The following is a 20,255-nucleotide window of genomic DNA, read 5'->3' as shown; positions in this document are numbered from 1 at the left end:
TTATCTAAAGCATTTTATGTAAATTGGGCATCATTACCCGTTCAAATGCGCCTTGGCGTATTTGCCGACCGATTTTTTTAGGTCCGCACGAGGTGGGTCACAAAGATCTTGCCACAGGATGTGACGTTCTTAGTCTTCGTTCTTAACCTCGAAAAACTGCCATTGCAAAATCGTGGCATCCGCCGGAGGCTTTAACTTTATTCATTCGGGGTTAATCCCAATTGAATAGACTTAAAACTGCCAACCATAAGGATACGGCTTTTTTCACAAAATGAAAACCAAAAAGCCTTGAAAAACCTGTGACAGTATTTTGACACTAACCTCAATTTTCCCAACAACCCTATAAATTACTCATCTTGCTATTGTTCACAAAATTGTTCCGAGTTTACTACGATGGGTATAGGGGAAACTATGATATAGTAATGGTTGAATACATATAATGCGAAAATACAAGGAGTGATAGTAATGGCTGAAGCAGCACAAACGCTTGATGGTTGGTATTGCCTACATGATTTCCGTTCTATTGATTGGACATCTTGGAAGACTCTTTCAAGTGACGAGCGCCAAGCAGCAATTCATGAATTTCTTGGTTTAGTGGAGAAATGGAATAAGACACAAAGTGAAAGTCAAGGAAGTCATGCATTATACACAATTGTTGGTCAAAAAGCTGATTTCATGATGATGATACTTCGTCCAACGATGGAAGAATTGAATGAAATCGAAAACGAATTCAACAAAACAAAGCTAGCTGAATACACGATTCCTACTTATTCTTATGTATCTGTTGTTGAATTAAGTAACTATCTGGCAGGCGAAAGTAATGAGGATCCATACCAAAATCCTTATGTACGCGGACGCTTATATCCTATCCTACCAAAGAACAAATATGTGTGCTTCTATCCGATGGACAAGCGCCGTGACGGTAATGACAACTGGTACATGCTTTCAATGGAAGAGCGCAAAGAGCTTATGCGAAGCCATGGTATGATTGGCCGCCAATATGCTGGAATCGTAAAACAAATCATCAGTGGCTCTGTGGGCTTTGATGATTACGAATGGGGCGTAACCCTATTCTCCGACGATGTACTTCAATTCAAGAAGCTCGTCTATGAAATGCGCTTTGATGAAGTTAGTGCACGTTACGGTGAATTCGGAGCATTCTTCGTAGGAAACATTTTAACGGAAGAAAAAGTTCCACAATTTTTACACATTAACTAAGTAAGAGAGAGGGCAACCTCTCTCTTTTTTTTTTCATCCATATTCATAATCCTTTTTCCTCGCTCATACAATTCAATGATGAATCCACCAAGCACATCAACCAGAAGTCTAATAAAATATCCCAAAAAGGAACTAGAAAGTTGGAACCCATTTTTCACCTCAACAATAAGGTAGTAAAGAGACTTTTTTCATTAACATGTCTTCTTTTGTAAGTGAGGTGAAAAGATGACAGTAGTTGCGCACACGGAGGAAGATGTAAAGCTGTTAGCAAGACTGTCGTGCAGAGACTGAAGGTGAAGGCAAGCAAGGCATGCTATTAGTAGGTAATGTTGGGGTAAACCGCGCGAGATCTCGTTGTCTGGATTTTATAGACATTAACACCATTCGAAAAATGGGCTTTCAAAGTCCCGGAGGCTTTGAAGCAACCCAAAAGGGCTATTTCTACCACGGGTCTCAACCAATCGAGATCACACTTACATGCAGGGGACTAAAAGGGGAAAGAACTCACCCTGCCAGGTTTTCTTTGTGGTTTTTTGAACCACCAGGAAACTGTCCGGCACAATGGTATAACCAGTGGAACGTAGGGAGGTTTAAAGCACACTGCTACTGCCAACCTACACAGGAGGATTGTCCTTACGTATTCTAAGGCAATCTCCGTTTTAGAGAGAGATTAAAACACACATTCTGAGGAGGGCTTACATTGAGTAAAGACAATCAACAAATGCAAAATCCATATGCAGCTTATGGGTATATCCCTCAAAGCTATGAGCAGTTTGGAGGCTACTATGATCCACGCCAATTCGGCATGACCAATCCGTATCAGCAACAACAAGGGGGCTTTCAGGCACCACAAACGCCAACTTTCGTTCCGCCAACCTTCCCTCAAACGGGTGGTATCGCGCAAAATGTACCGGGGATGCTTCCGCTTGAAGAATCCTATATCGAAAACATACTTCGCCTGAACAAAGGAAAGCTTGCGACTGTATACATGGGCTTTGATAGCACGAACAAAGAAAAGGTATTTAAAGGTATAATTGAGGCTGCAGGTCGTGACCATATTATTTTGAGCGACCCACAAACAGGCATGCGCTATCTATTGTTAATGGTCTACTTACAATATATAACTTTTGACGAAGAAATCGAGTACCAATATCCATTTGGTGGAGGTGGAGGCGGAGGCCAAGGCCTAGTAAATTACCCACCAAGATAATTAACAAAGGGGTGTAAGCGTAACGGGTTCTTGTATCCTTTCGCAAACATTAATAATGCAAGTTAAAATGCCTATCAAATTGTATGGAAATTTGATAGGCATTTTTTGTTGATATATCGGATTATTCCTTTTGGGCTTTAATTTTCGATAGTGCCAAAGTAAAAAAGAATTTTTTAGGAGGTAATACAGGTGAGGGCAGCTGTTTATACGACCTATGGTCCCCCTGAAGTAATGGAGATAAAGGATGTCGAACAGCCATCCATCAAGGAAGATGATAGAGTGCTGATTAGAGTACACAGCGCGTCGGTCAATGCTTTAGACTATTTGTACAGAAAGGGCTATTTGCCTACAAGGTTAGGTAATGGACTAACAAAACCCAAAAATTCCGTACTGGGCATAGATGTTGCGGGTACGATTGAAGCAGTCGGTAAGAACGTACACAGATTTAAGGTGGGTGATCATGTTTTCGGGAGTTGTTTCGGATCCCATTCTGAATATGTCTCTCCACGTGAGAATTCCCTAAGTCATATGCCGAAAAACGTAACTTTTGAGGAGGCAGCTGCTATACCGTGTGCGGGCCAAACTGCGCTACAAGCATTGCGAGACGTTGCACAGGTAAAACAAGGACAAAGAGTCTTAATATATGGTGCGTCAGGCGGGGTAGGGCACTTTGCTGTTCAACTTGCAAAATACTTTGGGGCCGAGGTAACTGCTGTTTGTAGCACCTCCAATCTTGATTGGGTTCAGGAACTTGGTGCAGATCACGTTATTGATTACACCAAGGAGGATTTCACCGATAATGGAAATAAGTACGATGTTATTCTGGATGCAGTTGGTAAACGGACCTTTTACAGTTGTTTACGATCTTTAACGGAGATGGGTATTTATATTACAGAACACCTATTTTACCCTAAGTACCACCCTGTTCAATTGATGATAAGTACATTAATAGGCCGCAAGAAAGCGAAGGCTCATCTTGCGAAACCAAACGATAGAGATCTAGATTTCTTAAGAAGTCTTGTTGAGGAAGAAAAATTAAGACCCGTTATTGAGAAATGCTATCCTTTAGAACAGATTGTAGAGGCTCACCAGCACATTGAAAGTGGGCGTACAAAGGGGAAGATTGTTCTTACCATAAAAATGGGGTAATACAGTTATTCTAATAACCAATTACTATTACACTCAATGAATGCCACTGAGCTATTTGTATATGCAAAGAGCACCGCATTTGGCGGTGCATTTGAGATTCACTCTTTTTGTGCAAAAGATAGATTACGGGGCCTGTTAGTGTCGATGGAGGCTCCTTTTTGCATTAGAATCTAGCTCCAAGCATCATCAGTTCGAGTTCATAAGCCTTGGGCTTGTCTTATGCTCGCCTTATAGATGTTTGGCAGTCGCCACCATCAATAACACCCAGCCAAGTAAAAAGGCTACACCGCCAAGTGGTGTGATAGCTCCAAGAATTTTGATTCCAGATATACTTAAAACGTACAAGCTTCCTGAGAATAAAATAATCCCAACGAACAAACTCCACCCAGCCGTCGTAATGAGGCTCACTTGCGAAAACTTGTCAGCTAAAAATGCAACAACGAATAATCCGATCGCGTGAAACATTTGATATTGAACAGCTGTATTCCATGTTTTTAAGTATTTTTCTGAAATCTTTCCTTCTAATCCATGTGCACCAAAGGCACCGAGCGCAACTGCCAAAAACGCATTAATCGCTCCCAATATTAAAAATAGTTTCATACTTGTTCACCATCCTTTTTTGAAAATTCCTATTTCATTTTAACATATTCATTATAAGATAGTAGTAAGACTCAATACCACAAAGGAGTTTTATCATGAGCTACGAGATTTTACCAGTCGGTGACATGGCCTTGCAAATTTTTTATAAAGAGTCTGCTTCAGACGCCCTGCAGCGCCAAATCCAGCATACCACGAAACAAATTGAAAAAATGAAGATACAAGGGGTAGTGGAGCTTGTACCTGCCTTTCAATCAATCACAATTTACTATAATCCTATTCTCACTTCCTATAAAAATCTCATGTCAAAGGTTTCAGAGATTTGCAAAGGGATTTCCATAATAGAAAAATCCTCATCAAAAGAGGTAATCGTAATTCCAACCTGTTACGATGGTGAAGACCTTGAAAATGTCGCTCGTGGGCACAGGCTGTCAACCGAAGAGGTTATTTCCATACATAGTAGCATCGACTATCTTGTCTACATGATTGGGTTTTTACCGGGCTTTCCATATTTAAAAGGGCTCCCAAAGCAGCTCGCAACACCACGTCTATCAAGCCCAAGGCTCAAAGTTCCAAAAGGGGCAGTGGGCATCGGCGGTGACCAAACAGGAATTTACCCGCTCGATTCACCGGGAGGGTGGAACCTCATCGGACGAACCCCAGTACCTATTTTCGAGCCAGAAGAACCGAATCAATTTTTACTTAAAGCAGGGGATTACCTCCGTTTTTCTCCGATCTCGGTCAAAGAATATAAGGAAGTTGAAAATCTAGTAAAAGAAAATCAATATAACTTTATTCAGCAGAAGTTCCACACTTCTTCTGAATAAAGTTAAAGCCTCCGGCGTAGACATGCGATTTTCAAAGGAATCTTTTCGTGCAAGCACGAAAAAATCTGAGCGCAAATACGCCAAGGCGCATTTGATTATTGAGGTGAAAAAAATTGAAAACAATTGATTTAAATTGTGATTTAGGAGAAAGCTTTGGCGCCTACAACATTGGAAATGATGAGCAGGTCCTCTCCTTTATTTCAAGCGCAAATGTCGCTTGTGGGTTTCATGCGGGCGACCCTCATGTAATGAATCAAACCGTTCAGCTTGCGAAAAAATATGACGTTGCCATCGGGGCCCACCCTGGATTCCAGGATCTTGTAGGGTTCGGCAGGAGAGCCATGGCTGTTTCGCCAAAAGACGTCTATGATCTCCTTCTCTATCAAATTGGCGCCCTTTCTGCCTTTTGCCAGGCGCAGGATGTGAAGCTCACACACGTAAAACCACATGGTGCCCTTTATAATATGGCTGCTGTCGACACAAGCATTGCAGAGGCTATCGCAAGGGGAATCGCCAATTTTGACTCCTCCCTTGCGATATATGGACTTTCCGGTAGCAAGCTAATAGAAGCAGGGGAAAAATACGGCCTTAAAACCGTTTCCGAGGTGTTTGCTGACCGAACCTATCAACCTAACGGAACCTTAACACCAAGGACTCAGCCAAACGCAGTTATTCATGACAGCAATGATGCCATCAAACAAGTTTTGCAAATGGTAAAAGAACAAACCGTTCAAGCAATCACTGGTGAAGTTATTGCAATCAAAGCGGACTCGATCTGCGTTCACGGTGACAACAGTCATGCACTCCAATTCGTACAGGAATTACGTAACGCATTAACTAATGAAGGCATCACAATTAAGGCAATTAGGTGATTAAAATGGGACAACCACTTTTTACCGTTCTTAAAAAAGGGCTCTATACGACATTTCAGGACTTAGGTCGCTTTGGATATCGACAATTTGGCGTCGTCACAAGCGGCACGATGGATTCATATTCAAGCCAGATAGCAAATATTCTTGTTGGCAACCCGAGAGGTGAGGCTGTAGTCGAAATCACCATGCTGGGACCAACATTACGAGTAGAAGCAGACTTGATTACAATCGCTGTTTGCGGTGCTGACTTAAGCATAACCGTGAACGGAAATAAAGCGACGTTATGGAAATCCTTTGTCGTGAAAAAAGGGGACATGATTCAGTTTGGCAAACCAGTCTCGGGAACACGAGCATACATAGCGGTTGCCGGTGGTTTCAATGCTGAAGAAGTACTTGGAAGTAAGTCGTATTACGCGAAGGCAAAGCTCGGTACAGAAATCAAAGATGGAGATATACTTTACGGAACTAGTAATTTTCGAAAAAATACAGGGCTCTCGCGGCACCTTATTCCAAAGTTTGAAAAAGAGGTTACAGTCCGTGTCATCCCCGGTCCGCATGAAGATTACTTTTCCGAAGATGCCATCGATCAATTTTTCTCAGACCGTTATCGAGTCGTCCAAGGGGATCGAATGGGTTACCGATTAAAAGGGGCAATACCGTTACAGCATAAGGATAAGGCAGAAATTGAATCTGACGCCATCCCGCTTGGTGGTATCCAGGTTCCAAGCAGCGGAGAACCCATTATCCTTTTAGCCGACCGGCAAACTACAGGGGGCTATCCCCGAATTGCGACAGTCATTTCTGTTGATATTTATAAAATTGCCCAACTGCCACCAGGTGGGACGATCCAATTTGAACGCTGCAGCATTAAAACTGCCCATGAACTCTATAATAAAAGAGAAAAGTTTCTTGAAAACCTTCAGGGGTAACTAGCCTTGGAGGTATTTTTTATTCATGTACGGTCGAGGGCGCTATTGTTTAGGATATCGGACGTAAATCTAATTATATCGGACACTATTCCATTTTTATCGGACAAAACATTGAAAATATCGGACATTCCAAACCAGATTTCGCCAAAAACTTACAATATATCGGACAAAGCCAAAAATTTACACAAAAAAAGAAGACACTCTAAATCAAATATGCCTTGACGTATTTGCGCCCAGATCTTTTAGGCCAAAACAAGATGTGGGTCACAAAGCGTTGCCACGGGAAGGGGCGTATTTAGTCTTTGATCCTATGCTCCAAAAGTCTCCTTTGAAAATCGCATGTCTCCGCCGGAGGCTTTAACTTTAATAAGCGGAAGTGGCTGACTTCTGCTTATTAAAGTTAAAAATCAAATAGAGAGTCTCCATTCGCATCTTCTTCTTCTAATTTCACTATATTTTGAATCGTCGTTGGCTGTATCGTCGGAATTGGCTGCACAACCTTCTGAATCGGCGGTACTTGCACAGCCTCAACGCGCCTCGTCTCGACAGGCGATTCATCTAAAACAAGGTCACATAAAGTCCGAATTGCCATTAATCGCTCTCTCACCTTTTGTTCACTCGCTTCACTCTTTGCCGACTGCAATTCCTGCTGCATTTTATCTAAAATCTTACTTACTGATATATTCACAAATTTCAGCTCCTATGCCCGAATATCTACGTTGTAGGAAGGCTTTTGGGTGGTCTCCAGCTGTTTTTCCTCAAATTTCATACAATGAGCGCCAGAGGAACGAAATACCGTAACAGAAGGCATCGCCTGCGTCTTGAAGTTAAAGGCGCGACAGCCGCGAGGAAATTTCGGATCCCATGTCGTGTAAAAATGTTTGCATTTTAAGCAATTGACTCGCTTCTGCATCCCTTCACTACCTTACAATTGATAACCCTATTTTCCCATGAGGAAGGAAAAGCGTCAAACTCACATTTTTACATTCTAGCAATTTGTATCTTAAGGTACAAAAAAACCCCTCAGATCGTCTCTGAGGGGCATTTACGCAGGAATTATGTAAAATTACTTACCAGCAACTGCGTCTTTAAGAGCTTTACCTGGTTTGAATGCAGGTACTTTGCTAGCTGCGATTTCGATTTCTTCACCAGTTTGTGGGTTGCGGCCTTTACGAGCTGCACGCTCACGAACCTCGAAGTTACCGAATCCGATTAATTGTACTTTATCTCCGCTACTTAATGCATTTTGAACTGCTTCAAATACTGCGTCTACAGCTTTTGTTGCATCCTTTTTAGATAGTTCTGCACTTTCAGCAACTGCACTGACTAATTCTGTTTTGTTCATTGTTCAATTCTCCTCTCCAAATAAGCACATATTCTTTTTACCACTTTTTTCATTGGTTCGCAAGATTTTCGGCTAAATTCGTCCTATTAAACTTACGTATAAGCTATTACATCACTAGATTAGCCAAAAAACAAGCATTTCAAACTAATTTTCAATAAATATTTAAAAATATTTTGTTACTACCAAGTTTTACCGAAATTCTAGTATTTATACTTGGAAATACTAGAAAAAATGCAATATGAAAGGAGAGCTCAAAATGGCTCGAAGAAAACGTCGACCACTCGTTCCAGAAGCAAGAGAAGAACTTGACCAGTTAAAAGCAAACGTCATGAGAAAACAAGGGTATAAAATAGACCCTGCCAATCCCGACAAGGTAAAATATGAGGTCGCAAAAGAATTAGGCATCCCATTAAATGATGAATACAATGGCAACCTTACATCCAAACAGGCCGGCAAAGTAGGCGGAAATATTGGTGGCAATATGGTTAAAGAAATGATTCGCATGGCACAGGAAAATTTAAATAAACGCCAATAAATAGAAAAAATAAATCATCTATAAACTGTCCAAAATAATGGGCAGTTTTTCTTTTTACCAAGAAATGCATATACACCCCAACCAATTATCGCTAAAATGGGGTATACAACGCTTTCAATGTGGAGGTGGGTTTTTACAGTGTCTAACCTTTCAAAATTCCTATATGGAATTGGGGTATTGTTATTACTCATTACCTTTTCGCTTACGTGTTATTTTGCCTATCAAATTTTTTATTTTGGGCATAAAGCTGAAACAGCAACAAAAGAAGCGCCTCTCTATCATTTCATCCTCGTTCCACAGGAGCTTGATAATGATTATTGGCGACTTGTTGAAGATGGAGCAAAAGCAGCTGCTAAACATTTTAATGTTATCCTTGAATATACCGGACCTAAACAAGCCAATACAGAAGAGCATATTAAGACTCTCGAAATGGCCACTGCTTCAAGGGTGGATGGCATTTTAACACAAGGTCTTCAGGAAGAACAATTTACCCCACTGATTAATCAAATTGTCGAAAAAGGAATCCCCCTGATTACCATTGATTCCGATGCAGCTTCAAGTAAGCGGTTATCTTATGTCGGAACTGACAATTATTATTCAGGTTTTATCGCAGGCCAAGCATTGATTCAAGATACAGGCGGGAAAGCAAATGTGGCGATTATCACTGGACATTTCTATGCTTCTCATCAACAGCTACGTGTTCAAGGCTTTAAAGATGCCATTCAGCATGAAGAAGGGATTCATATTATTGCGATTGAAGAATCAAATATCACAAGAGTTCGCGCTGCAGAGGCAGCTAACAAAATTCTTAAAGAACATCCAGAGGTCACAGCCTTTTATGGAACAAGTGCCTTAGATGGTATCGGAATTGCGCAAGTTGTTGAACATTATCAAAAACAAGACCAAGTCTATATTCTTGGATTTGATACCATCGAGGACACCATACACTATATGAAAAAAGGCACGATAGACGCTACTATCATGCAGGAGCCTTATCAAATGGGTTATCGATCCGTTCAAATGATGATTGACTTAATTGAAGGACGAAATGTTCCAGATACGGTACATACTGAGACCAGGGTCATTCGGGTACAAGATCTGCCACTGGATTCAAAGAGCATTATAAGGATGGATCCATCATGATGATTCGAATCCGTACGAAATTACTTCTCTATTTTATGATTGTCTTTATGATTTTGAATGCAGTTGCCTTTTTGTTTTATAAAAGCAGTGAGAAAATTGTTTCAGAATATGATAATAGCTTTGAAAAATTTCTATTATTGAATGATATTTCACAGCAGGTTAACCTCGTCCACGAAAAAGTGCAATCCTATATCGTGGAAGAAGAAGATATCTTCCTTAAAGATTATTTTTCAGCCAGAAAACAGCTTTTATCCTATCAGGGACAATTAATCAGTGTGCTTTCCAATGAAAAAAATACCATCACTCTTTCGAATTATAAAAATATGATTAGTAGCTACATTGAGGCTACTGATTTAACGATTGGCATGTTCCAGAAAAAGGAGATTAATCGGTACTCTGCACACCTTAATGAAGCTACTAAATTTGCGGGCTTTATTCAAGAGACAACTTTGTCATTAGTCAATAACGAACTTACTGATTATCAAATATTTTACGAAGAAATCGAACAACAAAACCGTTATTTTAATTTAATGGGGATGTTTTTGTTTGGTTCAACATTTTTATTGAGTTTGCTGCTTGCCTTATGGTTATCGGGTGGCATTACGAAACCGATTCGCCATTTATCAGAGGCAGCTACTGAAATCTCAGAAGGAAACTTTTCTGGTGATGAAATCAAGGTCACAACCAATGATGAGTTAAAATTGTTAACAAACACATTTAATCAAATGAGACTCAATATTCGCCAGTTGGTAAGTGAAATTAAGCAGCAATCTGAGCTTGATAAGCTGCTTAAGGAATTAGAATTAAAAAGTCTTCAAAACCAAATCAACCCTCACTTCCTGTTCAATACACTTAATACGGTTTCAAAGATGGCGTACCTAGAAGAGGCACAAAACACATCTCGGTTAATCGAGGCCATTGCTGCATTACTTCGTTATAATCTAGGTGATTTACATAAATCTTCTACACTCTTAAACGAAGTCAAGATTGTAAAAGAATATTTTTATATTCAACGTACTCGATTTGGTGAACGGATTGATTTTAAAATGGAGGTTGACCCCGATTGCTTGGACATTGAAATACCATCACTCTCCCTCCAGCCAATCATCGAAAATGCTTTTATTCATGGGATCGAATCAAAAGAGGAGGGTGGCATCATCAAGCTAAGGGTGTTTAAGAAGTCTGATCGGATATGCGTGGAGATTTCGGATAATGGGGCCGGGATGGATGAGAACACGCTAATTAAGCTTAGACGGATGGCAGAAGGAACTTCACAAGAGGATATTGTCCAACTTGAAAAATCAACCGGCCATTCAACTGGGATTGGGGTAAAAAATGTCATTCAAAGGCTTCAGCTATTTTATAAGCGAATTGACATTGTAGAGATTGAGTCAATAAAAGATTGTGGAACCACTTTTCGACTTTTGCTTCCTTATGACCATAAAGGAGGGGGCTTACCATGATTAAAGTTATTATTGTCGATGACGAATTATTTGAACGGAAGGCAATTTCAAAAATTATTAAAACGGAATGTACTGATGTTGAAGTTATCGGTGAGGCTACCAATGGAAGGGTTGCGATTGAGAAGGCTACACAGCTCCAGCCAGACTTGATGCTCATGGACATTAAAATGCCCGGTATTGATGGAGTTGAAGCTGTTCGGCAAATTAAACAATTGCACCCTGATATTAAATTCATTATGGTATCCGCCTTTAACACGTTCGAATATGCACAAGAAGTGATGCAGCTGGGTGTGAAGGAATATATTTTAAAGCCTAGTCGTAAAGCCGATATTTTAGCCGCAATTGGTAGAGTGAAAGCGGAAATTGAGGAAGAAAGACGACAGGCTGAAGCGCAAATCGAGCTCAAAAACCGAATGAAGGAATTACTTGCCCTTGCTCAAAAGGAAGGAATCACATCGATTAGTGAGGAGCATCCGCATTCAACCGATCTCTGGAAGAACAATCAAATCCATGGATTGTTAACAAAAGCCAAGAAATATATCGATTTACGTTACTATGAATCTCTCACACTCGAGGAAGTAGCCGAATATGTGGAGCTTAGTCCATACCATTTTAGTAAGCTTTTTAAAGAAAAAATGGGCATCACATTCATTGACTATGTCACAACAGTAAGGGTCAATCATGCGAAAAAGGAAATGAGTGACCCAAGTAAAAGCTTAAAGGAAATCTGCTACTCCGTTGGTTACAAGGACCCCAATTATTTTAGCAGAGTATTTAAAAAATACACTGGTATGTCACCATCAGAATATCGAAGTATCACATAGGTATAACCATCCAATCAGCTTAACGTTTAAGCTGATTTTTTGTGGGATTTTGAACTAGCTCAAGGCGCCTTGCGCTTTTCGTATGACCATCACAATAAAGTGAAGGTATTCGCAATAAAGTGCAGATGGTATTTTCTCTCCGTCCCTCTTATTCATGATACATTTTATTTGTTAACGCTTTCAATAAAAACAAAGGGGGATTTTCATGAAAAAAGGTTTTCTTATATCACTATTGCTTGTATTTGTTTTTGCAATGACCGCATGTAGCTCTGAGCAAGGCTCAAAGAAAAATGATGGAGACAAAGCAAAGCTAGATATCTTCAGTTGGTGGACAGGTGCTGGTGAGGAAGATGGATTAAAGGCCTTAATAGCATTGTTTGAAGAAAAATATCCAGATGTGCCAATTGAAAACGCAGCTGTTGCTGGCGGGGCTGGCACAAACGCAAAGGCTGTTCTCGCAAGCCGGATGCAAGGGGATGACCCACCGGCTACATTCCAGGTTCACGGTGGCGCTGAGCTTAACGATGGCTGGGTTGCAGCTGGAAAAATGGAACCACTAAACGACCTTTATGAAGCTGAAGGCTGGAATGATAAATTCCCACAGGACTTGATTGATATGGTCAGTAAAGATGGCGATATCTATTCAGTCCCAGTGAATATTCATCGCGGAAATGTGCTCTGGTACAACAAGCATGTCTTTGAAGAAAATGGCCTTGAAGCGCCAACAACCTTTGACGAATTTTTCGAGGTTGCAGATAGCCTAAAAGCTAAAGGAATTACACCATTAGCATTAGGGGATAAAGAGCCTTGGACAGCAACTCACCTATATGAAACGGTTCTTTTAGGAGTTCTTGGTACAGACGATTATAACAAGCTTTGGACAGGGGATTTAGCTTTTGATGATGCTAAGGTAGTTGAGGCTACTGAGATTTTCAAGAAAATGCTTGAATATATTAACGATGACCATGCTTCTCGTAACTGGCAGGATGCTTCACAGTTAGTGGCAAATGGGGATGCTGCAATGAATGTCATGGGTGACTGGGCTAAGGGTTACTTCGTAAACGACCTAAAGCTAGGAGTCAATGAGGACTTTGGGTATATCCCAACTCCAGAAACAGATGGAATGTTCATGGTTATTACAGATACATTTGGATTACCGAAGGGACTCTCAAACTCTGAAGATGTGAAGAAATTCTTATCTGTTTTAGGTTCTACGGAAGGACAGGATGCATTTAACCCGCTAAAAGGGTCTATTCCAGCGCGTGTAGATGCTGATGTATCCAAATACGACCAATACGGAAAAGATACAATGGAAGACTTCAAATCTGCGAAGCTAGCACCAAGCTTAGCACACGGGTCTGCTGCTGCAGAGGGCTTCCTAACAAAGGTAAACCAAGCCATTAACATCTTCGTCACACAGCTAGATGTTGATCAATTTACTGAATCACTTACATCGGCTGCAGCTGAATTGAAATAAGCTTATGAAGGGGATGAGAGCTCTCACCCCCTTTTTTCACTATAAATTGCAGAGGAGGATTATCAATGGAACTAGCAAAACCGTCGAAGAAATCCACCCAAAAACAAGCAGAAATCCTTCCGAAAAAGAAACGTGTGTTCAATACAGATCAATTATTGGCAATTGCCTTCCTTTTGCCCTCTATTCTCTTAATTACCATTTTTGTTTACGGGTTTATCGGATGGACAGGGTACGTTTCTCTTAGCAATTGGAATTCACTTGTTCCTGATATGACGTTTGCCGGATTAAAAAACTATCTTTATTTATTCGGAGACTTCCGCTTCCAAGCGGACTTACGAAATACGCTTGTTTTTACCGTTTTATTTATCGGAGTAGTTATCGTGATTGGACAGCTTTTAGCCATATTACTAGACCAAAGTCTATTAAAAGGGGAGTCCATCTTCCGAAACATTTTCTTTTTCCCAATGGCCTTATCCTTTGTTGTAACGGGAGTCGTATGGCAATGGCTATTAAACCCCTCCACTGGGGTCAATTTATTTTTAGAAAAAATCGGGCTTGATTCAAAATGGTATACCAATACCGAAATCCTATTTGGTTTTAATTGGGGAAAAATTGAGTTTGGGATTCCTTTCGCTATCATCGCTGTGATCATTGCTGCGGTGTGGCAAATGACGGGATTCTCGCTTGCAATGTACCTTGCGGGGCTTCGCGGAATACCTGAAGAAGTGAGAGAAGCTGCACGCATGGACGGAGCGAAGGAGTTTCAAATCTACACAAAGATTATTCTGCCAATTCTACGTCCAATTACGGTGAGTGTCGTGATTATCATGGCACATATCTCTCTTAAAATATTTGATTTAATTTATGCGATGACAGGTCCAGGGGCAAACTTTGTCACTGACGTTCCTGGAGTATACATGTTTGAAACAACATTCCGCGGTAATTATTATGCAAACGGGGCTGCTATTGCGATTATTATGCTTATTTCTGTTGCTATATTTATTGTTCCGTATTTAATCTCAAGTCGAAAGGGTGAAGCCTAATGACCATTAAAACAATCACTCGACCATTGCTTTATCTTGTTTTAATTGGCCTCAGCCTTTTTTATTTAATGCCCATTTACGTGATTATTGTGACAAGCCTAAAGCCGCTTGATCAAATCTCATTAAGCGAGATGTGGACATTACCTGCGACTCTTGATTTTAGCAGCTACCAGGTCGCCTTTGAAAAGCTTGTCCCTAATTTTCTTAACTCCATTTATTTAGTCGTTCCTGCGACGTTGCTATCCGCCCTATTAGGTGCATTGAACGGATATGTCTTATCAAAATGGCGTTTTAAAGGGGCGAATACTTTATTTACTTTGATTTTATTCGGGATGTTTATCCCATACCAGAGTATTTTAATACCAATGATTCAATTTTTACGAGAGGTCGGACTATATAACACGATTACAGGACTTGTCTTTGTCCATGTGGTGTATGGGATTCCGATCACCACCCTCATGTTCAGGAATTTTTATGCGAATATTCCTGATGAAATGATTGAATCAGCAAAAATAGACGGCGCCGGCTTCCTGCGAATTTTTAGATATATTATGGTCCCACTCTCCATTTCAGGCTTTGTTGTCGTTGCCATTTGGCAATTCACAAATATTTGGAATGAGTTCTTATTTGCGGTTACGATTACGACATCAGATCAACAACCAATCATGGTCGCATTACAAAATTTATCAGGAAGTCAAATTGTTCAATGGAACGTGCAAATGGCGGGAGCCTTACTTGCAGCTCTACCCACCTTGCTCGTTTACATCTTCCTCGGTAAATACTTTGTCCGCGGACTCCTTGCAGGATCTGTAAAGGGGTAGTCGTGAAAATAAGAAGGGCCTAAACCCCCTAAGCCTCTCAAAAACGGTTAATGGAACAAATACATACTATAAGCAATTTATGGGAAATTTAGTTTATAGTATATCTTTTTTGGAGGTCACTTATGGAGGGAAAGGGAAGCCAGATCAGGCTAACAGCAGGTGAAATTGCTCAACTTTGGATTCAATACTTAAATGATAGTGCAAGCATCTGTGTTCTTTCGTATTTTTTAGAAAAAGCTGAGGATGAAGAAATTAAGCCTATCATTAAATTCGCTTTAGATTTGTCTCAATCACACATTCAAAAAATTACAGCAATTTTACAGGAAGAAAAAAATGTTGTCCCATATGGTTTTAGTCTAAAAGAGGATGTTGACTTAACTGCTTCTAGGCTTTACTCAGACAGTTTTGCACTTAATTTCATTAACCAAATGGCTAAAATTGGACTTACATCATATGCTGGTAGTGTAGCAGCATCTGTTAGAGATGACATTAGAACCTATTACTCGGAATGCCTCACTGAAACAATGCAATTATATAAAAATTCAACAGACCTACTATTATCAAAAGGATTGCTTGTCAGGCCACCCAGCTTACCTAATTTGGAAAAGGTTGAATTTGTGAAAAAGCAATGGTTTATGTTAGATGTGGTTGGTGAGAAAAGACCATTAACGGCGGCTGAAATCGCTAATTTATTTGCGAATCTTCAACGAAACGCATTGGGAGTTGCTGTACTTACTGGATTTAGTCAGGTTGCACAAGATAAAGATGTAAAACAATTCTTTTTAAAAGGATTAGAAATTGGGAATAAACATATTAAATTATTTAGGGGTAAGCTAGAGGAAAGTAAACTCCCTGTACCAATGGGGTGGGATTCCGAAATAACAAATAGTACCACTCACACATTTTCAGATAAACTGATGATGTTCTTGACATCTGGTTTGATTTCTTTGAGCGTAGGCTATTACGGTACAGCTGTAAGCCAAAGTCCTAGAGGTGATATTACCGTAATGTATAACAGGCTATCCTTAGAAGTCCAGATGTATTCTGAAGATGGAGCTAATATCATGATAAAAAATGGATGGTTGGAACAACCTCCAATGGCTTCAGATAGAGATAAATTAATAAGGAAGAAGAATCAATAATAAATCACATTTAAAGACCTTCTGCACATAATCATTAGGACTTTTTTGAAATGATGGATCCTCTCTTGAAGAGTTACACGAAAAAGGTGCTTTAGTCGAATATTAAACTGTAAAAAAGTAGGGCTTAGAGAATTTATGCCTCTAAGCCCTTGAATGTGTATATAGTGTGAAATCAGTTTGAAAAATCTTGTGCACTACCTTATGTTTCATGTTACTCACCTTACAAATACCTCCGTTCGCCTCAACGACAGAGGTTCTCCAAACCAAAATCAGCCCAAACGATACATTCTCGCTTCATACGGTCTTAATTGAATCTCATCTGTACTCTCGTGTGCTTCAACATGATAATTAGCTAGCATCAGCCCATCATGCTTAAACTCCCTCTTAGGCACTCGACATACCGCAGTATCGGTAGACAAGTTTGTGATCACAATCACTTTCTCATCACCAAGAGTTCGTGTGTACACATACAATTGAGGGTCTTCCTCTAATAGCAAATCATACACACCATATGTGAATACCTTATTGTTCTTTTTGAGTGCAATCATTTTTTTATAAAAATGTAGCACGGAACCCTTATCAGCCAACTGCTTTTCAACGTTAATTTCTTCAAAGTTTGGATTTACACCCATCCATGGCTTACCTGTTGTAAAACCAGCATTTTCCGCACTAGACCATTGCATTGGCGTCCGTGAGTTATCACGGCTTGTCGCCCAAATTGTGTTCATGATTTCTTTGTGTGAAACGCCTTCATTTCGCTTTTCTCGATAAAGGTTTTTCGTCGCAACGTCGTTATATTCGTCAATCGACTGAAACTCAACATTTGTCATCCCAAGTTCTTGACCCTGATAAATAAACGGAGTTCCTTGCATGAAGAAATACATTGCACCGAGCGCTGTAGCACTTTCTTTCCAATAATCCTGGTCATTTCCCCATGTTGAAACGACACGAGGTTGGTCATGGTTCTCGATAAACAACGCATTCCAGCCCTTGTTTTCAAGGCCTTTTTGCCATCTCGTAAGTACCTTCTTAAGACTAATCAGATCTAATTCACGCCTTGAAATATCCCAAAGTCCTAAGTGTTCAAATTGGAAGACCATATTGAACTTCCCTTGCTCCTCGTCAACCCATTCATCTGCGTCATCCGCACTTACACCATTTGCTTCACCAACGGTCATAATATCGTATTTCGCAAAGGTTTCTTCTTTTAATTCCTGTAAAAATTCTTGGATTCCCGGACGATTCATATGCCCCTTATAAGATGGGACATATTTTAATCCCTTTGGATTTGGCATGTCTGGGAAGCCTGGAAGTTTTTTAATATGGCTGATTGCATCGACACGGAAACCGTCGATTCCTTTGTCTAGCCACCAGTTGACCATGCTGTATAGCTCATCACGAACCTCTTTATTTTCCCAATTCAAATCAGGCTGCTTTGTTGAGAAAATGTGCATGTAATATTGACCCGTTTCCTCATCAAATTCCCAAGCTGGACCACTAAAAATACTTTCCCAGTTATTTGGTTCTTTTCCGTCTTTTCCGTCACACCAAATATACCAATCCCGCTTTGGATTATCCTTTGAAGAACGGGATTCAACAAACCAAGGATGCTCATCACTTGTATGATTAATAACCAAGTCAATAATCAACTTCATCCCACGCTTATGGGTTTCCTCGAGAAGCACATCAAAATCGGCCATATTTCCAAAGTCAGCCATAATGTCCTGATAATCGCTAATATCATATCCATTATCGTCATTTGGAGATTTATAGACAGGGCAAATCCATATAACATCAATGCCAAGGTCTTTTACATAATCCAATTTTGAAATAATTCCCTGTAAATCACCGATCCCGTCACCATTTGAATCCATAAAGCTTCTTGGATAAATCTGATAGGCGACAGCTTCCTTCCACCATACCTGCTTCATTTTTTATCCTCTCTTCTTTTGCTTTTCTATTTAGGTCGTTAACCGATACACTCTTGCCTCATATGGCTTTAGTTCGATTATTTCAATAGATTCATTGCAGTCTACATCATAATTGCTAATCAATAACTCTTGTGTTTTGTAGCTACATTCTACCGGTAACTCAAATAATGAATTCTCTTTTGAAAAATTCGATACTACAAGTAACTTTTCATCATCTAGTATTCTAGTATACGCATAAATCGTTGGATGCTCCGGCAACAGCAAATCATAGGTGCCATACACCATAATCTCATGCTGTTTACGTAGCTTAATTAATTTCTGATAATAGGTAAAAATAGAATTTGGATCCCCAACTTGTTTTGCTGCGTTAATCTCTCGATAATTTGAATTTACGGAAATCCAAGGTGTTCCAGTTGTAAACCCAGCGTTCTCACTTTTATCCCACTGCATCGGTGTACGCGCATTGTCTCTTCCCTTTGCGTAGATTGACTGCATGATTTGTTCCCGTTCAACACCAGCCTCGACTTTTTCCTTATACATATTAAGGGTTTCAATATCCTTGTAATCGTCAATCGAATCAAACTGAACATTCGTCATCCCGATTTCTTCACCTTGATATATATATGGGGTTCCCTGTAACATATGCAAAAATGTTCCGAGCATTTTTGCTGATTCAAGCCAATACTCACCGTCATCTGCAAACCTGGACACCATTCTCGGCTGATCATGGTTGTTTAAATACAAACTGTTCCAGCCAGAGCCTTCAAGACCCTTTTGCCACTTCGTAATATTTTGCTTCAAATCTAGTAAATTCAATGGACGTAAATCCCATTTTCCAGTTGGGCCAGAGTCTAAATCCATATGCTCGAATTGGAAGACCATATTGAGTTCATTTCGGTCAGCCCCTGTATACGCCTTCGCCTCATCGATCGTAGCACCCGGCATTTCACCAACAGTCATGATGTCATATTTTGATAAAACCTGTTGATTCATTTCCTGTAAAAACTCGTGAATCCGTGGTCCATTCATATAATGGGCTGAACCAGAAGCATATTTTTTTCCTTCCTGAAGCTCTCCATCTGGTAATCCAGGTGCTTTTGAAATAAAATTGATCACGTCCATTCGGAAGCCATCAATTCCTTTTTCCAGCCAGAATGTCATCAGATCATAGACTTCCTGACGAACCTTTGGATTCTCCCAATTCAAATCTGGTTGTTTTTTACTAAAAAGATGTAAAAAATACTCATCAGTTTGCTTATCATATTGCCACGCTGAACCGCTAAAAGTTGATTCCCAATTATTCGGTTCTTTTCCATCCTTGGCAGGGCGCCAAATATAGTAATCTCGGTACGGATTGTCCTTAGATTTTCGTGACTGCTTAAACCATTCATGCTCATCGGAGGAATGATTTACGACCAAGTCCATCATCAGTTTCATCCCGCGTTTATGCATTTGTGATAGCAATTCATCCCAATCTGCCATCGTACCAAATTCCTTCATGATTTCACGATAGTTGCTTATGTCATACCCATTGTCATCATTCGGAGATTCATAGACAGGAGATAGCCAGATTACATCAACACCGAGATCCTTTAAGTAATCAAGTTTTTCCGTAATCCCTTTTAAATCTCCAATTCCATCACCATTTGTATCATTAAAGCTTCTTGGATAAATTTGATATACAACACTTTCTTTCCACCATGCTTTGTTTTCCATTTCCTATTTACCT

At 40.0% G+C, this 20,255-nt stretch carries 19 protein-coding genes and 1 pseudogene; 15 read left to right on the top strand and 5 right to left on the bottom strand.

Annotation, left to right across the window (positions count from 1 at the left end; all coding sequences use genetic code 11):
* The first annotated feature begins 465 nt into the window (after positions 1-465).
* The 4 genes and pseudogenes from hemQ to V7097_RS00585 all read left to right on the top strand — a co-directional run bounded on the left by hemQ (position 466) and on the right by V7097_RS00585 (position 3,577).
* Positions 466-1,218, top strand: a complete 753-nt coding sequence (gene hemQ / locus V7097_RS00600) for a hydrogen peroxide-dependent heme synthase (RefSeq protein WP_335701646.1) — start codon at positions 466-468, stop codon at positions 1,216-1,218.
* Positions 1,219-1,443: 225 nt separating this feature from the next.
* Positions 1,444-1,864 (top strand): annotated as a pseudogene (locus V7097_RS00595) (cell wall hydrolase).
* Positions 1,865-1,939: 75 nt separating this feature from the next.
* Positions 1,940-2,428, top strand: a complete 489-nt coding sequence (gene gerQ / locus V7097_RS00590) for a spore coat protein GerQ (protein ID WP_438824179.1) — start codon at positions 1,940-1,942, stop codon at positions 2,426-2,428.
* 189 nt (positions 2,429-2,617) lie between these two features.
* On the top strand, positions 2,618-3,577 hold the full coding sequence (locus tag V7097_RS00585) for an NAD(P)-dependent alcohol dehydrogenase (RefSeq protein ID WP_335701644.1): 960 nt from the start codon (positions 2,618-2,620) through the stop codon (positions 3,575-3,577).
* A 228-nt stretch (positions 3,578-3,805) separates the two neighbouring features.
* Here the strand turns inward: V7097_RS00585 and V7097_RS00580 are convergent, their stop codons facing one another.
* The gene (locus V7097_RS00580) at positions 3,806-4,177 is read right to left on the bottom strand and encodes a DUF423 domain-containing protein (RefSeq protein ID WP_335701643.1); all 372 of its coding nucleotides are present in this window, start codon (positions 4,175-4,177) and stop codon (positions 3,806-3,808) included.
* A gap of 95 nt (positions 4,178-4,272) precedes the next feature.
* On the opposite strand from V7097_RS00580, the gene pxpB reads away from it, so the two are divergent.
* The 3 genes from pxpB (at position 4,273) to V7097_RS00565 (ending at position 6,802) form a co-directional block, all read left to right on the top strand.
* Positions 4,273-5,001 (top strand): 5-oxoprolinase subunit PxpB, encoded by a 729-nt coding sequence (pxpB, locus tag V7097_RS00575; RefSeq protein WP_335701642.1) that lies wholly within the window; start codon positions 4,273-4,275, stop codon positions 4,999-5,001.
* Positions 5,002-5,114: 113 nt separating this feature from the next.
* On the top strand, positions 5,115-5,873 hold the full coding sequence (gene pxpA / locus V7097_RS00570; protein WP_335701641.1) for a 5-oxoprolinase subunit PxpA: 759 nt from the start codon (positions 5,115-5,117) through the stop codon (positions 5,871-5,873).
* Between the two features lie 5 nt (positions 5,874-5,878).
* Positions 5,879-6,802, top strand: a complete 924-nt coding sequence (locus tag V7097_RS00565; RefSeq protein ID WP_335701640.1) for a biotin-dependent carboxyltransferase family protein — start codon at positions 5,879-5,881, stop codon at positions 6,800-6,802.
* A 400-nt stretch (positions 6,803-7,202) separates the two neighbouring features.
* Here V7097_RS00565 and V7097_RS00560 read toward each other — a convergent pair whose 3' ends face one another.
* Together V7097_RS00560 and V7097_RS00555 are read right to left on the bottom strand one after the other, a co-directional pair.
* Positions 7,203-7,490 carry a YwdI family protein gene (locus tag V7097_RS00560; protein WP_335701639.1) on the bottom strand — a complete coding sequence of 96 codons (288 nt, stop codon included), beginning with the start codon at positions 7,488-7,490 and terminating at the stop codon, positions 7,203-7,205.
* A 378-nt stretch (positions 7,491-7,868) separates the two neighbouring features.
* Positions 7,869-8,147 carry an HU family DNA-binding protein gene (locus tag V7097_RS00555; RefSeq protein ID WP_077619983.1) on the bottom strand — a complete coding sequence of 93 codons (279 nt, stop codon included), beginning with the start codon at positions 8,145-8,147 and terminating at the stop codon, positions 7,869-7,871.
* Between the two features lie 256 nt (positions 8,148-8,403).
* Here V7097_RS00555 and V7097_RS00550 point away from each other — a divergent pair, with 256 nt between their 5' ends.
* The 8 genes from V7097_RS00550 to V7097_RS00515 all read left to right on the top strand — a co-directional run bounded on the left by V7097_RS00550 (position 8,404) and on the right by V7097_RS00515 (position 16,595).
* Positions 8,404-8,682, top strand: a complete 279-nt coding sequence (locus tag V7097_RS00550; RefSeq protein ID WP_335701638.1) for an alpha/beta-type small acid-soluble spore protein — start codon at positions 8,404-8,406, stop codon at positions 8,680-8,682.
* A 117-nt stretch (positions 8,683-8,799) separates the two neighbouring features.
* A complete protein-coding gene (locus tag V7097_RS00545) occupies positions 8,800-9,825 on the top strand; it encodes a sugar-binding protein (protein WP_438824175.1) in 1,026 nt (341 codons plus the stop codon).
* Positions 9,822-11,288, top strand: a complete 1,467-nt coding sequence (locus V7097_RS00540) for a sensor histidine kinase (protein ID WP_335701636.1) — start codon at positions 9,822-9,824, stop codon at positions 11,286-11,288. Before V7097_RS00545 ends, V7097_RS00540 begins: the two co-directional genes overlap by 4 nt.
* Complete coding sequence (locus V7097_RS00535; protein ID WP_438824174.1) at positions 11,285-12,112, top strand: response regulator transcription factor; 828 nt, start codon at positions 11,285-11,287, stop codon at positions 12,110-12,112. Before V7097_RS00540 ends, V7097_RS00535 begins: the two co-directional genes overlap by 4 nt.
* A gap of 205 nt (positions 12,113-12,317) precedes the next feature.
* A complete protein-coding gene (locus tag V7097_RS00530) occupies positions 12,318-13,589 on the top strand; it encodes an ABC transporter substrate-binding protein (RefSeq protein ID WP_438824173.1) in 1,272 nt (423 codons plus the stop codon).
* Positions 13,590-13,654: 65 nt separating this feature from the next.
* Positions 13,655-14,632, top strand: coding sequence for a carbohydrate ABC transporter permease (locus V7097_RS00525; protein WP_335701635.1), 978 nt, complete (start codon positions 13,655-13,657; stop codon positions 14,630-14,632).
* Positions 14,632-15,453, top strand: coding sequence for a carbohydrate ABC transporter permease (locus V7097_RS00520; protein WP_335701634.1), 822 nt, complete (start codon positions 14,632-14,634; stop codon positions 15,451-15,453). Before V7097_RS00525 ends, V7097_RS00520 begins: the two co-directional genes overlap by 1 nt.
* A gap of 122 nt (positions 15,454-15,575) precedes the next feature.
* The gene (locus V7097_RS00515) at positions 15,576-16,595 is read left to right on the top strand and encodes a DUF3231 family protein (RefSeq protein ID WP_335701633.1); all 1,020 of its coding nucleotides are present in this window, start codon (positions 15,576-15,578) and stop codon (positions 16,593-16,595) included.
* Positions 16,596-16,864: 269 nt separating this feature from the next.
* On the opposite strand, the gene V7097_RS00510 is transcribed toward V7097_RS00515, so the two are convergent.
* Together V7097_RS00510 and V7097_RS00505 are read right to left on the bottom strand one after the other, a co-directional pair.
* Positions 16,865-18,526, bottom strand: a complete 1,662-nt coding sequence (locus tag V7097_RS00510) for a glycoside hydrolase family 13 protein (protein ID WP_335701632.1) — start codon at positions 18,524-18,526, stop codon at positions 16,865-16,867.
* A gap of 30 nt (positions 18,527-18,556) precedes the next feature.
* The gene (locus V7097_RS00505; protein WP_335701631.1) at positions 18,557-20,242 is read right to left on the bottom strand and encodes a glycoside hydrolase family 13 protein; all 1,686 of its coding nucleotides are present in this window, start codon (positions 20,240-20,242) and stop codon (positions 18,557-18,559) included.
* Positions 20,243-20,255: the final 13 nt, after the last annotated feature.

Origin of the sequence: Bacillus sp. JJ1562 (genome assembly GCF_036962705.1) — a bacterium.
Classification (GTDB): domain Bacteria; phylum Bacillota; class Bacilli; order Bacillales; family Bacillaceae_L; genus Ferdinandcohnia.
This window is presented reverse-complemented; position numbering and strand designations above follow the sequence as displayed.